Source organism: Rummeliibacillus sp. BSL5 (assembly GCF_052928305.1).
Window position 1 is genome coordinate 634,908 of record NZ_JAVGCV010000001.1, and the last position, 15,254, is coordinate 650,161.

The following is a 15,254-nucleotide window of genomic DNA, read 5'->3' on the forward strand; positions in this document are numbered from 1 at the left end:
TAAATTTAACACTAACCAAAAATTTAAAAATTATAAAATAAAAAATCTACGACAGAGCGAGAAAAAGTTCTGTCGTAGATTTTTTAGCATGAAGGTTTTAAAGAATATTAATAATTTTCATATAGATGCTGTTATGCAAAGATAAACCCCTCAAATGGGTATAATAAGAGGGCAGGAATTTAGTTCGAATTATGTTCTTAATACTCAAATGGAGGCGGGATAAATGGAAGAAACAAAGATGGAAACATATTTTAATACAAAGGATATTGCCAAGCGAAATGCTCTATTAAAGCAAATTGTATTTGACTTGCCAGAGCAAGGAAAGGACTTTTTTCTAAAAGCATATAAAAAAGAACGATATTTGGATATGCGGCTTACTGCCATTAGAGGATACGCTGCCTTCGCAAGTGAAGAAGAAGTGGCCGTTTTAATAAACAAGATGTTAGAAATCTTAAAAAAGCGTTCTGAAACTACGCCATATAATTATGAGGAATATGAAATTTTGCGATCAGCTTTTTTAATGCCCTACCTGGTGGAAAAGTATCCTTATGACTGTTTCAAAAAATTTAATGAACAGCTAGAGAAACAGTACCATATCATGCCTGATGTTTTTAAAGGGATTTTCACCTGCAATGATAAAGGTGAACATATCCAACTGATACCACCCGCAGTAGCACGGAAACAGATGGAAGGTTTCTTGCGTAAGTGAAGAAGGGTAAAGATGAAGAGATACTTAGATAAGAGGATTAACGATTAACCAGCTCACCCTAACTGGTTCGAAATTATTTTGTACATAATGTCTTAAGAAAGAAGGTAGTATTTTGGAGACATCTGGAAATTTCTCAGGCAAGGCTGATGTATATGCGAAATATCGCCCTAGTTACCCTAAAGAATACATCGATTATTTATTTTCAACTAACCATTTGAAAGATGATCGGATAGTCGCTGATATTGGTTCAGGTACTGGCATATTTAGCCGTCAGCTGCTTGAAAGAGGCTTAAATGTGATTGGCGTAGAGCCAAATGATGACATGAGAACGATGGCTGAGCATTCGTTAAACCAATATGCTCGTTATATTTCAGTAAAAGCAACTGCAGAAAATACCACACTGAAAGGGAACAGTGTAGATTTAATAACGGTTGCTCAGGCCTTTCATTGGTTTGATAAGGAAGCATTCAAAATTGAATGTCAACGAATTTTGAAACAAAAGGCAAATGTTGCTCTTGTGTGGAACAGCAGAGATTTAACTAGCCCGGTAATTAAAGAAAATGAAGAGATTTGCCAAAGGATCTGTTCAAATTTCAAAGGATTTAGCGGTGGAATAGAGGAAACGCCAGAAGTATTTAGCAAATTTTTTAAAGAAGGTAAGTATGAGTTTAAAAAATATTCAAGTGAGATGCTTTTTGATTATGAAGGTTTTTTGGGAAGAAATTTATCAGCATCTTATGCACTGAAAAAAGATGACGAAGAGTATGAAAGATTTGTTTTCCTCCTATCACAGTTATTCGAAAAATATAGTAAAAAAGGAAAGATTGCTCTCCAAAACATAACGCGAAGCTATCTAGGCAATGTCTAATGGACGAACATTTTATAGGGTAATGTCTATTTAAATTTAATAAGTTAGTTAAGTTAAATATCCTCAATAGATAATAAAAAAGAAAGAATTATATTAGCTAATGGATTTTATCTAAAAAGTGTTAACATATCATTTATTTTAAACAAATGACCAGGCTTTCACTGTTAGTGAGCCTGGTCATCTGGAATCTCTTACAACTGTATATTAATACTGCAAGGTAGATTGATTCTTATTTAAAGAAACTATCTTTTATACAATATTAATACCAGCACTTGCATTACCAGTAAGTGTCGTAGCAACTGCAATACCTGTAGTAGTTACTGAGAACACCATTAATAAACGATCACCAGCCGCAACTGGGACTGGAGCTACGTTTGCTGTTCCAGATGCAATTGTTCCTACTGCAATTGTTGATAGAGCTGGAGTTAAATCAACAAATGCTGTTGTAGGACTGAAGACATTGCTTCCTGCTGGAGCACGGTAAATTTGCGCTCTAACTTGAGCTGTTCCCAATAAATCTAATGCTACTGTTGCAGAGAAAGAAGCAGAAATAGATGTTATAGTTCCTGCACGTGGAACTGAGAATGCTTCTGTATCAGTAACACCTGTTAAGTCAATATTTGTCCCAGCTAATGTCACTCCTGGAATAGCCCCACCGAATCCAATCAAACTTACTGTACCAACTAAACCACCTACAAGCGTTGTTAGGATAACAGGTGCAATACCTGAAGAAAATGGAATAATCGAGCCTGTCGCTACTGGTGTAGTAATACATGCTGCGTCAATAGCTTCGAATGGACCAAGTTGTGCAGTACATTCCATATTATTATTTGAAGAACAGCCACACATTGAATTATTTATACACATTTTTTCACCCCCTTTCTTCGTTATTCTATTCAGCTAGGATTATCTGGTAAGGGCAGTTATCTACTTTCTAGGTTTTATATAAGAGAATATTAGAACTTTTATTTTGTAATTTTAATTGTTTGGGTTGATAACTATCAGTGCTCATACTTTCATTCCAACATAAATAAAGTCCAATATGTATATTCATACTTATTGGACCAATTAGCATATGCACTTGTAGTTTTATTGAAAGTTAACCACGACCTCTTAGGTTTAAATTAACTCCATTTTCGAAAGAAATTAAAAAGCGACGCATTCTTCTCTTTTTTAGTCTCTTCACCAATGGGGTCAACAATTATTTCAAATTGCTGATTGATTTCTTGTCGAGATTCATTTTCAAATTCTTCAATCTTAGGCTCGTAGATATCAACACCAGTATCTTGTAAAGAGGATGATATATCTAATTCAGACTCTTCATAGGACTTTTCAAAAAATTCAACACCAACATTATTATTTAATGTCTCAATGTTACTGTTTTCGTCAGTAATGACTTTGTTATCTAAATTTATGATGTCTGTTTGTTCATCTTCAATTAGATCATTCGTATCAAGTTCGTTTTTTGTAGTTTGCTGAATTTCATCGTTTGACAAAGAATTCGATTCATAAACATCCTTTGGTAACTCCTGCGAATTCGATGTGTTCTTAAAATGGATCGTGTATTCATTGGTGGTGTTTCTATATAAACCATTGTATATTTCGCTAGGGTAACTGTTGAACGATTGAAAATATTGTTGATTAAAATGTCGTTCATCAGAGCGAATAAATTGATTTTCATTCTGAGAAGAAGACGTTCCTTTGTTTACATCTAGTTGGTTCTTTATTGCTTTACCTGCTAGGCTTTGTAGCATTTTATAAGAAGGCTGTTTGGAATTCATTGTAGATTGATCAGATGTAGATTTACTATTTGAATAATTATGGGAGGAGGTATCCTTATAAGTTGCTTTTGGTCTTTTATTATTCTTGTCAGCTAATAATTTATTTAAAATTGTTAGTATTTCCTGATTCATTTCCACAATTGTTTGATTCAGTGATTCTATTTGGGTGGAAACATGTTTTAAAAGCTCTTTGTTACCTTTTATTCGAGCATTCTGATTTCCATCCGTTTCTTCTGTAATACCTTTTAATTCTCCTATTTGAGTTTTTAGGTCATCAAACTCTTTTTTCATATATAAGTAATCTTCTACTGGCTTGCCAACTTTTAATGAAGTTAATGTCTCTCTATAAGATTGAATGCTTTGTTTTAACTTTTCAATCTCTTGATTAGAGTATAATTTTGAATCTTCCATACCGTTTCACCCCCTTCATTTCATATTTTATTTAAATCACTTGATTTCTGTTACTAATAGAGAAATACCTATAAATTTATTCCTTTTTTTATGTAAACAGCCGTCAACATAAATTAAAACCTACTAATTATTATAAATATTAAGCTGAACTATTTTTTTGCCTATGCACTTAAAGCTTGAAAACATATGCTACAAACGAAAGACAAATAAATCTACGGAGGTGACAAAATGAAGCATGTGATTCCAAACCAGTTGCAGGAGCAAATTTGTATTAACGTTGATAAGGTTTATGACTGGATCGTAAAAGAAATGTCATTTGATATTTCTCCTACGGGTACAATTACCTTCCCAGGCGTAACACCAACAACTGATCTAACAGGTGCAATTGTTAGATGTAACGTAGTTCCAGCAGCAACTAATCCAATTGTTATTTTGAGCCGTGAAAATCGTGAATTCTCTATCGACGGTTCAACGGTATGTCTTCAACAATTAAACATTCAAAAGAACTTTGTTTTGACAATTGTTGTTACATTACCGAATGGCACGAGATTCACAAGTAATACAATTCCAGTTTCACGTTGCGAACAAGTTACACTATGCGCACCGAATGGAACAGATGTAGAGATTTTATTCACTGATCTAGACTGTTTCGTATGTACTACTGGAACTCTAACAGCTGCAGCAGGTACAATTACGTTCTCTGCATTAACGATTACTGTATCTGTTTGCCAAAGTATTCAATCTACTTTCCCGGTTACAGTTGAGTTCTTAGCAACTTTCTGCGAACCAAGAGCAGATTTGCCATTTGCATGTCCTGGACCGGTTCGTCCGGCGCAGTGCCCACTTATTTTCCCAGAAGTTTAAAAGTGCTAATAGAGAGAGAATTATAGTGCTATCCAATAGAAGTAAATCATATTGTAAAGAGAGGATAATCCTCTCTTTTTTTTGTTTTAAATGAGCAATCAATTTTTGCAAGGGGGTACTCATAATGAATCATGTCGAAGAGAAGATTAATGAGTTGAAAAAACAAACAGATTTTTATATTCAGGAAATCAAACAAAAGGTAGAAAAGATTATGGTTCCTGATCAAGTAAGTGTCATTAGTTATTTTACAGCCTCATTCAATATTTCTTATATTCTCGATGATGAGAGTATATGCTTGGGAACTTATCATATTCGCAATTTAGGTAATCAGCCTATAACTAATCCCTCTATACTAATTAAGCTCCCTGAAAATTCTCCATTCTCTTTCTCAGGAAGGTATGTTAATGAACATTTCGCCACAGAATTAAAAGCGACAGGTAGTTGGGAGCGATTCAATGATCAATCAAGTAAAGATGAATTTTGGCTTAAACCTGTAGGGAAAACAGCGATTGAGCCTAATGAAACACTGTCATTCTCAAACTTTCAGATAAAATGGGCACATAATTTATCCTATTCAGGAAGTATTATGGGTGTTACATATTGTGATCAGTTTAAAGAAGGTATAACGGTATTAAATCCTATTAATCTCAATGGAATTAGTCCAGCACAGGAGGATATTTATGAGTGAGTTTGAAAAAATGAATTACGTCCATGATCTTATGAGGGAACACCTTACTAATATTTCACAGGAGAATAATAATAGCTTTGCTTATCTTGAAAAAAACACATTGAATCTATTGATTGCCTATTTAATATCAGATGAGAAGAAAAAACCTCTAAGTATTAATCATAAAAAAATAGATAGAAAGATTATTAAGCAGCTGGATAAAGCTATAGGGGATAGTAAGGAGCAGTTTGAAGAAGTGATTAGGTTACTTGAAAAGTTATCGTGAATGGAGATGCAAGAATGGATAATGAAGCAGTGAAAAATAAAGATCCTATTCAATTGCAGCAAATGATAATCTTTTTAAAAGCCGAATTAGCGAAATATAAAAATGAAGCTAATAGACTCAGGAATAGTGATTATAACTCATTAGTACTAAGATTAGAAAGAGAAAATATGCAATTAGTAAAACAAAAAAAGGAACTTTCTCTAGAAATTTTAAAGCTAAAAAGAGAAAATGAAAGAAAATTAAAATCCTATCATGAAAATATTCAAGCAATGGACACTCAAAAGAGAAAACAAATTTCTTCAATCGAACGTTTATTAAAACAAGTAGATAAACTTCGTGCAGAAAATAAACTAATAAAAGAGACATTAAAATTAACTATAAATCAATTCTTTACCATTAAATCAGATGCTAATTATAAAATAACAGCAGATTACTTTGAAAATAAGTGGAACACTTTTACGAGAGAAATGAACTTACAAATGACTACAATAAATGAGGCTTTTGAAAGATTTTCTATGGATCAAGCCAATTCTGACAAACATAATAAATATTTATTAAAAGAAATAGAGAAAAAAAGCTATGAGATAGAAAAATTAACGGAGGAGTTAACGGAGGAGAAAAAAAATAAATCTATGATCCAACCAGATTCTCTTTCACAAATGGACTTCCAGGTAAAAAAGGTATTGGTTGAATCAATTTCATTTGAAAAGCAGTTAGATCAAAAACTACGCCTTCTTGATGACTTGGATGAAAAATTGAATATGTTAAGCAAAGAAATAAATAAAGAAAAAAATGTATAAAATTATTATGTATACTAAAAGTACCCTAAAATAGACGCTCATATGGTCTATCTGATAGGGTACAATTTAGGCATCTATTCCATGTGGTTTCGGTTTTGGTCTTTACCATTATACCAACCCTAGGAAAGCTGCCTTTTTTTAGGATATAGGAGAGCATTTAGTTATGAAGTTAGACAAATAGTTCCAGTATCTATACCCGTAGGCCCATTAAATTCAGGTATTGTATCAATTACTGTATTTGTCGCGATATCTATAACAGAGACAGTATTGTCAAGCTGATTTGTAACATAAGCTAATGTTCCATCCGGCAAGATAGTTACTTGGTCAGGGGATGCACCTACAGAGATTGTATCAATTACTAAGTTTGTTGAGGTGCTTATGACTGATACAGTATTACTGCCTTTATTCACGATATAAACAAGTGAACCGTCAGGCGTTATTGCTGTTCCGACTGGACCAGTTCCAACAGGAATGGTTGCAACAACGGTATTTGTCACTGAGTTAATAACTGATACAGTATTACTGCTCTCATTTGTAACGTAAGCTAATTGACCGTTTGGTGTAAAAACAATTGATCTAGGGCGAGTGCCGACAGGAATTGTAGCAACCACAGTATTTGTCGCTGTGTTAATAACTGATACCGAGTTGGAGTTTTCATTCGCAACGTATGCAAAAGCACTATCAGGAGTAAAAGCTATACCTTGAGGTTGCAATCCCACTGTAATAGTTGCGATTACGGTATTTGTGGTAGTATCAATAACAGATACAGTGTTGGTTCCGTGATTCGATACATAAGCAAGCAATCCATTAGGGGAAATTGCCACTCCAAGAGGTTCGGGACCTACAGGTATAGTAGCAACTACAGTGTTTGTGGCAGTATTAAATACCGTTACATTATTCGAGAAGAGGGCAGGGACATAGCCAAATGCCCCGTTTGGTGTAATAGCTACTTCTAGAGGTGCTGTTCCGACAGGTATAGTAGCAACTATGGTATTTGTCGATGTATCAATAACAGATACCATATTATCAGGTGTTTCTAGCTGACCCGCGTCTGTCACATACACTAGAAAATGGCACACTGGCGTTGGTGGCTCAGGTATGAAGGGATTCTTACATTTACAAGGACAACAAAAACCACAACAATGGCAATGACAATTTGGATTAGATTTAAACTTGAACCTTTCAAAATTTTCTCTATGCATATTTTTATGTCTCCTTTCTATAATTTAGTTTTGAGAGGACTTCACATAATTACAGCTGAAGTGGTTGCATTATAGAAGACAAAACAGGTCATTTTCATTTTATGTATAATTTATCTGTTCAAATAGGCATTAGCAATTATTTTTAAGCATCTATACCTAATTGACGTAAAGAATAGTTATGATAAATATAAACGAGAGATGGTTAATGAAGTTAAATTGATAATAGGTTATCTAGGTATAATATGTCGTGATAAATAAATACTAAATGCGCAAGTTATGCCTTACATAAGAAATCTAACGTTTACGTATAAGAATTTTCGTCTTAATGAAAAGTGGTTATGAATCAAAAGATTCCCAATATAGATTGCAGGGAATCACGTATTTCTCTTTTTTAAATTTTTAGTTTACATAATATAAATTATAGGAAGTTATATTTCATAATAAAGTATACTTATAATAGTGAGATATTTGAGATTTTTTATAACAAAAAACCCAGCATTTCAGCTAGGCTTTTTGTTTATGGATTTTTATGACGTGCTTTAACATGTTCTTTTTTAGAATGAATCATTGAGTTGGCTGTGTTCCAAATTTTTTCTTTAATCTTTACTCCAAATTTATACCATTTGAACGATTGGATATGTTGCAGCCATTTTTGATGCTTTTCATGGCGCTTTGAAATCTCTTCATCTGGCATTTCTAATCTTTGGATAGCTTTTGTATATTGATTCATTTCCAACTTGAATTTAATGTCAAGCAATAAAAAAGGAATAAGTGCTAGAATAAAAATTGCTCCAAGATATACCAAAACCACTGATCAACCTCCTATATCTTTTCTATTCCCACTATTTCCTATGTATATGCATTCCATTCATTTATAAATCAAAAAAATTTAAATAAAAACTTAAAATTTTTTTAATTATTTTGTAACACTTGATTTCACTTTTCATCTGAACTGAAAGTTAAAAGATAAGTGTTGGAATATATGCTTGGAGCCTATGCCCTTTTACGTTAAGGAATGCATATTATCGAAAAAACGCTCTGCTTTGTCCGCTAACACGCTTTTGCAATACCTATATAGATATAGACACTTTTTTAATTGGTTGCTGTCTGATGGGATTGTAGAAGCTGCAGATGTAACTTCAATTGACTATAAAGAATTAGAAATTATGAAAAAAGAAACGATTTAATTTTACTTGGATTATTTGAGAGGAAAATATAGCTGAAGGAGATCAAGTTGAGCATCGTGGACCTGCAATTGTAGAGTTATCTATCCATGCTTTAATATCCTTGTTTAATTACTTAACGAAGGAATCAGAAATGGAAAACGGAGATTGTTACTTCTATAGGAATGTTATGAATAAAATAGTTATCCATAAGAAGCGTGAAACAACTAATAGACGAGCAAGAAATATCAGCTCAATCATCTTAGATGATGAAGAAATTTTCAAGTTCCTAAAATTCATTAAAAATGATTATGGTAATTTACTCGACTCTCCCCTTGCTTAAAGACGTTATGAAAGAGATAAGGAACGAGAATTGAGGATAGATGAATAGCTGAAAGGTCTGTATTCATCTATCCTATTTGTACATCAAATGAGCTCATTTACCACAACAACAAAGTTTGGTGTTATTACGAACTAACTAAACGCTGACTCACCTTCATCATCCAAACGGTGTTAGCCCCTATAGGTTTCTTAAATAAATTCAAGTGCATCTATACATATAATTACGATCAGATAAAAAGCAAACATGTATAGGGAAATATCTAATACAAAGTTAGAATATAATTTTTTTGGCAGGAGAATCTTTTTTTAGTCTAAAGTCATATTTGTTTTCATTTTGATATTTTGGATCTATATAACTTGATTTCTTATCACTTTTTGAAGCTTTTAGAAATTCGGGAAAAGATTTAAGTTCTCTCTCTTTCCATATCCAAATACCGATTTTTCCTTTTTCTTTATGATAAATATTCTTATCTAGTTTATTTTTTTGATTGGTTGTAAAATAGTTAGAGATAAGAATCCGTGAAGGGCCAGCAGTTAAAATATTCTTCTCAATTACATTGTTTTTTGTATCATACTGAAATAATAGCTGTCCTCCATTTAACCCCTTTGTATCATTCCGATAAAGAATATTTTGAGAGATAGTAGAATCGGTTGTACCTCCCCGATGTTTATCATAGCCACCAATTGATATCCCAGTGTAAAAATTTTCATATATAGTATTGTTTATTATATTAATATGACTAGCGTATTTTTTAGCATGCTCAGAGGTTGCTTCAATTCCAATATCACTTTTATAAATAGTATTCCGTTCAATAGTTATATTCTTTCCCCCATCTACATAAATACCACCAGCAGAATAATCCTCTCCATATGCTGGATTGCCGTAAGAGGATATTTCATAAATTATATTGTTCTTTACGATTCCATTTCGCACATAGTCCACTTTTTCGTCATTGGAAGTTCCTTCATAACCAATCAGATCAATCCCGATATTATTACTCCGCCGAACTATATTATTCTCCACTTTAAAATCGTAAATATTTCCATTTAGAACAAGAGATTCACTTAATCCCAGTTTCAAATCCTGCAACGTATTATTAAAAATATTTATATCTTTTATTTTGCCTGTTCCATATATAGCAATCCCATGGGCATTCCCATCATCTGTACGAGTTTCAATGCGTTGGACTGTATTATTTCTTAATTTAATATGGCTACTAGTCCCCGTTACATAAATCCCCATTACTGTTTTGTCTTCTAAATCAGTAGATAGATCCTGGATAGTTAGCCCACTGATGGTAACATAATTTTTGTTATTAATCGTCACTAAAGCGGTATCCTCTTCACCATCTTTCATGTTCTTTCCACTTAAAATAACCTTCTCCTTATTGTAGGCCTTAAATAAAATTGGCTTTGTATTAGTACCACTATGTTTTACGATAAGTTTTTCATGATAAATTCCTTTACGTATAAGAATAGTAGTACCTGCATTTGCTTCTGATGCTGCTTTTTTGAGTGTGCGAAATGGCTTTGATTTTGTACCAATATTTTGATCACTTCCATTTGTCGCAACGTATATAGCCTTAGTATTAGCCTTGGCCTGCTTCTCTTCTTTATTGGTTATAACAAAAACAACAGCCAAAGAAACTGCAGCCAAAAGAATAAAATAAATTTTTTTCATTAAATCATTCCTTATTTAATATATTTCTAACTTTCATACTAATTTAAGATATATTAAATATAGCAAAAAAACTTAAAGCGTGTAACGGGATGGCAAAGGCTTCCTTTATTCATTGCCTGTCCTCAGCTCCGCGTAGATACGACCAGAAAAAATAAAAATACATGTTAATAACTTTTTTACAGCCTTAGCATATATTCTCGGCTATTTAATTAGCCTTATTTCTGAGTGCTTATTCCCCTACCATACATCATTATCTCGGTGTTTCCTCGTTATTGGCATACTGTAACCTGCTCCTTTTGCTTCTTAAAGAAGAAAAGGTAAAGGCATCTCTAGGATGTTTTTACCCTTTCTATGAATAGGTGAACAATTTATATTTAGTCAATCCACAACTTAATCAATAATTGAATCATTGGATAAAGGTATTACCTTGACAGTTAAATGTGGAATGAACTTCTGCCGTTTGAATGAGTAATCAACGATTTGAATCAATTTCATTATTCTTTATTGTGCTTCAATAAAAGCTTTGCTAGTGGTAGCGATATCTGAAGATGATAAAGCGGGAATTACATTATTGTCTATTATTTATAGTAGTATGTTTCTCTTGTACCGAATGGGATTTAATACAATATACAATCTAGCTATTTTACGCCTGACATAATCTAAATGCCCATTCCCCTACAATCCCATCATTATCTCGATCATTCATATATCGGTATAATTAGTCTATAAACAAAAACAAATATAGTTATGCCCTAATAATTTCAGGCAGTAATCAAAAAATTGCATAAAAAAATAAAGCGTTCTCCTATTTAGTGGAGATTCGCTTTATTTTTTATCTACCCTATACTTAGTTCCACTAAGGGGACATGTGTTACAGCGCCTGCTTCCGCACTTTAACCTATAAGATAAACAACATGTTTTTCTTTGTCTGATGTTAGCATTGTCCTTAATAAAATCGTAACCATACTTATTTAAAAAATTCGAGTTAGAAATACCTAAAACATTTTCAGGTGCTTCATGAATAAGGTAATGGATATCTTTCTTAGCACGAATTCTGATTTCTATGTTGTAATGAGTCGAAAGAGTCTCATAAAGCCAATAAATATAAATCGCAATATTCTCCCAAAGAATATCTTTAGAGACTTTAGTTTCTTTTTTTAGATGGTTCACTATAAGAAATAAATGTTCAGCAAAGAGTTCTTTGATGCATTCTTTTCTCCATTCATTTCTATCTTCAGTTGAAGCAAAAGTTGTTGTGTGGTTAAAATAAATCTTTGGAAGCCATTGTTCCTGATTTTCAATACTCTCTAAAGAAATATTTTGAAATGAAATATCAAGTTTTTTATTATAAACAGTCATTGAATAAAGAAAGATAACAGCTAAAAATGCGTATCTCTTCATAAAAATAGATGCTGTTGTTTGGAGATTCGGTGCTACAATCAAATTCGATAGTTTCTCCAAATAAATAGAGAGCATATCCCTGTCCATTAATTGCGCTAACTCAATCGAAAGCTCTGATCGGCTCTTTGTTGAAGTAAATCGAAATTCTCGTAATTGTTGTTTCTCCTGCTCAGTAAGATGCGACTCCATTTAATACCGCTTCCCCTTTTAAGATGCTTCGTCCTTTTCCGTATGGGATACACATGGGTGTACCAAAAATCGGATCATTGATGATTTCACTCTCTAAATCAAAGACATTTTTCACGAGTGACTTTGTTATAATATCTTCAGGTTTCCCTTTTTTATATACAGTTTGATTACGAACAGTAATAATATAGTCAGCATATCTGCAGGCTAGATTAATATCATGTAACACCATGATAATTGTTCGCTTTTGTTGTTTATTTAGTTTATATAATAAATCTAATATTTCTATTTGATGAGTTAAATCTAAGTAAGTAGTTGGCTCGTCTAATAAAATAATATCCGTATTTTGAGCTAGTGTCATAGCAATCCAAGCCCGTTGCCTTTGACCGCCAGATAATTCTTCGATAGGTTTATCCTTCAAGTGTTCAACACCCGTAGATTTTAAAGCATTCATAACGATTTCTTCATCTTCTTGTGACCATTGACTATGCCAACTTTGATGAGGGTATCTCCCCTGTTTAACAAGCTGTAAAACGGTTAGCCCTTCTGGTGCAACCGGTGACTGTGGTAAAATAGAAAGTTCTTTAGCAACTTGTTTATTTGTAAGTTTGAAGACGTTTTTCCCATCTAATAATATGGAACCTTCACTAGGTTTTAATAGTCTAGCGATGGAACGTAGAAGTGTCGATTTACCACAACCATTAGAACCAATTAAAATTGTCACTTCGCCTACTGGAATAGATAGGTCGAGGTTTTTTATAATGATAGAATTTCCGTAGCTAAGCGTTAGGGATTTTGCTTCAATTGTTTCTGTCATAGTTTCTTCGGACTCCTTTACTTTTTGGGGTTTCTAAATAATAAATAAATAAAGTAAGGCGCACCAATAGCGGCAGTGAAAACGCCTGCTGGTACTTCAAGTGGACTGAAGGCAGTACGTCCTATAACATCTGCAATCATTACTAGAAGTGCACCAATTGTAGCGGCAGTAGGGATTAAAACACCAAAAGATGAACCTACTAGTCGACGTGCGATATGAGGTGCCATTAATCCAACAAAGCCTATAGCTCCAGCAAAAGCAATGGCCCCTGCAACTAAGGCAGTACTCAAAAATAAAAGTAAGAAACGCATTTTTTGAACGGCGTGTCCAAGGCTAGATGCAGTGTCATCTCCAAATTCTTGAACATTTAAATGTCTCGTTATAAAGAAAGTAATAAGCAACAAAAGAATTGTCCATGGAATAAGCATTTTTACTTGATCCCAATTAGCTCCACTAACGCTCCCTGTAATCCACATATTCCCTTCAGTTGCTTTATAGATTGGTCCAAGTAACATTAGCATCGTCGTCATAGCCTGCATAAATGCAGATACTCCAATACCGATTAAAACTAGTCGAATTGGTGTAATACCATCTTTCCAAGCGAAAATATATACTAAAAAGCCAATACTAGTAGCACCGATAAATCCTGCAACAGGAAGCCATTGAATACTTACCGTTAATGAATGGTTCGAATCACTGAAAATAGCTAAAAAGGCAACAACAGCTGCTCCACCGCCAGGCGAAATCCCAATAATATCAGGAGACGCCAGTGGATTTTTTATCATTCCTTGTAATATCGCACCAGCTACTGCTAAAGCCATTCCTGCAAAAGCAGCGATAAAAATTCGAGGTAATCTAAAATCTATCACGACTAATTGATCAAAATCATTACCTCTACCAAATAAGATTTGTAACACGTTCAAAGGATTAATATAGGAATCCCCAACTGAAGCACTAAAAATGAATATCGCTATCGTTAGAAATACTAAAAGTATGATTTTCTTATATGCTTTTATATCAAGCAAAAAAGATAATCGATCTTTAAGGAGTCTAATTGTTTTGAAGTGATTCATGCTTTTTTGAACCCCTTTCTTGCAATGTAAATAAAGAATGGTGTTCCAATGAATGCTGTCATAACTCCGACAGGTACCTCTTGAGGCATGATTATATAACGGGCAGCCACATCTGATATTAATAACAAAATACTCCCGAATAAAGCTGCCATAGGTATTAGCCACTTATGGTCATTACCAACACATTTTCTAGCAATATGTGGAATAACAATTCCGATAAAACCGATTGGACCAGCAACTGCAACAGAGCCTCCAGCAAGTAAGATAACGATTATACCAACAATTACTTTGATAAAACCTAAATTCAAGCCCAATCCTTTTGCTATATCGTCACCTAATGCTAGTACATTCATTTTAGGAGAAATGAATAAAGCAGCAATCCAACCCAAAGCCAGGTAAGGAAAAACAGAGGTTAATATCTCTAGTTTTCTTCCTTGCACAGAACCGGCAAGCCAAAATAATACCTGGTCAAGTTCTGCTTCGTTGGTTGCTAGTAAACCTTGAGTGAAAGATGAAAATAGTGCACTTATAGCGGCTCCAGCTAAAGTGATTTTAATAGGAGTTATTGCGTCCCTTCCGGAAGAACTAATTCCTAATACTGCAATTGCAGCTATAGTAGCTCCTAAAAAGGCCATCCAAGCAAATGACTGTAAACCAGAAATTTTAAAGAAAACCATAGAGAAAACGACTGCAAATCCCGCACCTGCATTGATACCTAAAATACCAGGCGAGGCTAGCGGATTTTTTGTTAGCGTTTGCATAAGAACGCCTGTTATAGCTAAAGAAGCTCCAACGCTTGCAGCGATTAATGCTCTAGGAATGCGTAAATTTCTAATAATAATATGCTCATTTGAGTGGTCAAATTGCGTAAAAGCATGTAATGCAGTTTCAATAGAGGTATCTGCGTAACCATATACAATGCTAATTCCTATACATAGTATCAGGATGATAACGCTAATCAATAAAGCTATTGTCTTCGAAATAGTATTCTTAAATATCATAT

Annotated in this window: 14 protein-coding genes and 1 pseudogene; 6 read left to right on the forward strand and 9 right to left on the reverse strand. The window is 33.6% G+C overall.

All coding sequences use genetic code 11. From position 1 onward, the window contains the following. Window positions 1-223 precede the first annotated feature (223 nt). Both RCJ93_RS03355 and RCJ93_RS03360 read left to right on the forward strand, forming a co-directional pair. Window positions 224-709 (forward strand): hypothetical protein, encoded by a 486-nt coding sequence (locus RCJ93_RS03355; RefSeq protein ID WP_446738392.1) that lies wholly within the window; start codon window positions 224-226, stop codon window positions 707-709. A gap of 112 nt (window positions 710-821) precedes the next feature. Then, window positions 822-1,577, forward strand: a complete 756-nt coding sequence (locus RCJ93_RS03360; RefSeq protein WP_446738393.1) for a class I SAM-dependent methyltransferase — start codon at window positions 822-824, stop codon at window positions 1,575-1,577. Window positions 1,578-1,826: 249 nt separating this feature from the next. On the opposite strand, the gene RCJ93_RS03365 is transcribed toward RCJ93_RS03360, so the two are convergent. Next, entirely contained in the window at window positions 1,827-2,444 is a 618-nt protein-coding gene (locus RCJ93_RS03365; protein WP_446738394.1) for an exosporium glycoprotein BclB-related protein, read from the reverse strand. A 257-nt stretch (window positions 2,445-2,701) separates the two neighbouring features. After that, complete coding sequence (locus tag RCJ93_RS03370; protein ID WP_446738395.1) at window positions 2,702-3,769, reverse strand: hypothetical protein; 1,068 nt, start codon at window positions 3,767-3,769, stop codon at window positions 2,702-2,704. A 228-nt stretch (window positions 3,770-3,997) separates the two neighbouring features. Here RCJ93_RS03370 and RCJ93_RS03375 point away from each other — a divergent pair, with 228 nt between their 5' ends. The 4 genes from RCJ93_RS03375 to RCJ93_RS03390 all read left to right on the forward strand — a co-directional run bounded on the left by RCJ93_RS03375 (window position 3,998) and on the right by RCJ93_RS03390 (window position 6,386). Further along, a complete protein-coding gene (locus RCJ93_RS03375) occupies window positions 3,998-4,633 on the forward strand; it encodes a hypothetical protein (protein ID WP_150284446.1) in 636 nt (211 codons plus the stop codon). A gap of 124 nt (window positions 4,634-4,757) precedes the next feature. Then, window positions 4,758-5,321, forward strand: a complete 564-nt coding sequence (locus RCJ93_RS03380; protein WP_150284445.1) for a hypothetical protein — start codon at window positions 4,758-4,760, stop codon at window positions 5,319-5,321. Next, window positions 5,314-5,586, forward strand: coding sequence for a hypothetical protein (locus tag RCJ93_RS03385; protein ID WP_446738396.1), 273 nt, complete (start codon window positions 5,314-5,316; stop codon window positions 5,584-5,586). Before RCJ93_RS03380 ends, RCJ93_RS03385 begins: the two co-directional genes overlap by 8 nt. Window positions 5,587-5,600: 14 nt before the next feature. After that, on the forward strand, window positions 5,601-6,386 hold the full coding sequence (locus RCJ93_RS03390) for a hypothetical protein (RefSeq protein WP_446738397.1): 786 nt from the start codon (window positions 5,601-5,603) through the stop codon (window positions 6,384-6,386). Window positions 6,387-6,547: 161 nt separating this feature from the next. On the opposite strand, the pseudogene RCJ93_RS03395 reads toward RCJ93_RS03390, so the two are convergent. The 7 genes and pseudogenes from RCJ93_RS03395 to RCJ93_RS03425 form a co-directional block, all read right to left on the reverse strand. Then, window positions 6,548-7,483 (reverse strand): annotated as a pseudogene (locus RCJ93_RS03395) (beta-propeller fold lactonase family protein); the annotation flags it as partial. A 622-nt stretch (window positions 7,484-8,105) separates the two neighbouring features. After that, entirely contained in the window at window positions 8,106-8,399 is a 294-nt protein-coding gene (locus RCJ93_RS03400) for a hypothetical protein (protein ID WP_446738398.1), read from the reverse strand. A 965-nt stretch (window positions 8,400-9,364) separates the two neighbouring features. Continuing rightward, the gene (locus tag RCJ93_RS03405; RefSeq protein WP_446738399.1) at window positions 9,365-10,774 is read right to left on the reverse strand and encodes a DUF1565 domain-containing protein; all 1,410 of its coding nucleotides are present in this window, start codon (window positions 10,772-10,774) and stop codon (window positions 9,365-9,367) included. An 825-nt stretch (window positions 10,775-11,599) separates the two neighbouring features. Beyond that, on the reverse strand, window positions 11,600-12,217 hold the full coding sequence (locus tag RCJ93_RS03410) for an IucA/IucC family C-terminal-domain containing protein (RefSeq protein WP_446738400.1): 618 nt from the start codon (window positions 12,215-12,217) through the stop codon (window positions 11,600-11,602). A gap of 127 nt (window positions 12,218-12,344) precedes the next feature. Then, the gene (locus tag RCJ93_RS03415; protein ID WP_150284438.1) at window positions 12,345-13,178 is read right to left on the reverse strand and encodes an ABC transporter ATP-binding protein; all 834 of its coding nucleotides are present in this window, start codon (window positions 13,176-13,178) and stop codon (window positions 12,345-12,347) included. A 17-nt stretch (window positions 13,179-13,195) separates the two neighbouring features. Next, window positions 13,196-14,251: a FecCD family ABC transporter permease gene (locus tag RCJ93_RS03420; RefSeq protein WP_446738401.1), complete on the reverse strand. Its 1,056-nt coding sequence runs from the start codon at window positions 14,249-14,251 to the stop codon at window positions 13,196-13,198. Next, window positions 14,248-15,252, reverse strand: a complete 1,005-nt coding sequence (locus RCJ93_RS03425; RefSeq protein WP_150284436.1) for a FecCD family ABC transporter permease — start codon at window positions 15,250-15,252, stop codon at window positions 14,248-14,250. Before RCJ93_RS03425 ends, RCJ93_RS03420 begins: the two co-directional genes overlap by 4 nt. Between the last annotated feature and the right edge of the window lie 2 nt (window positions 15,253-15,254).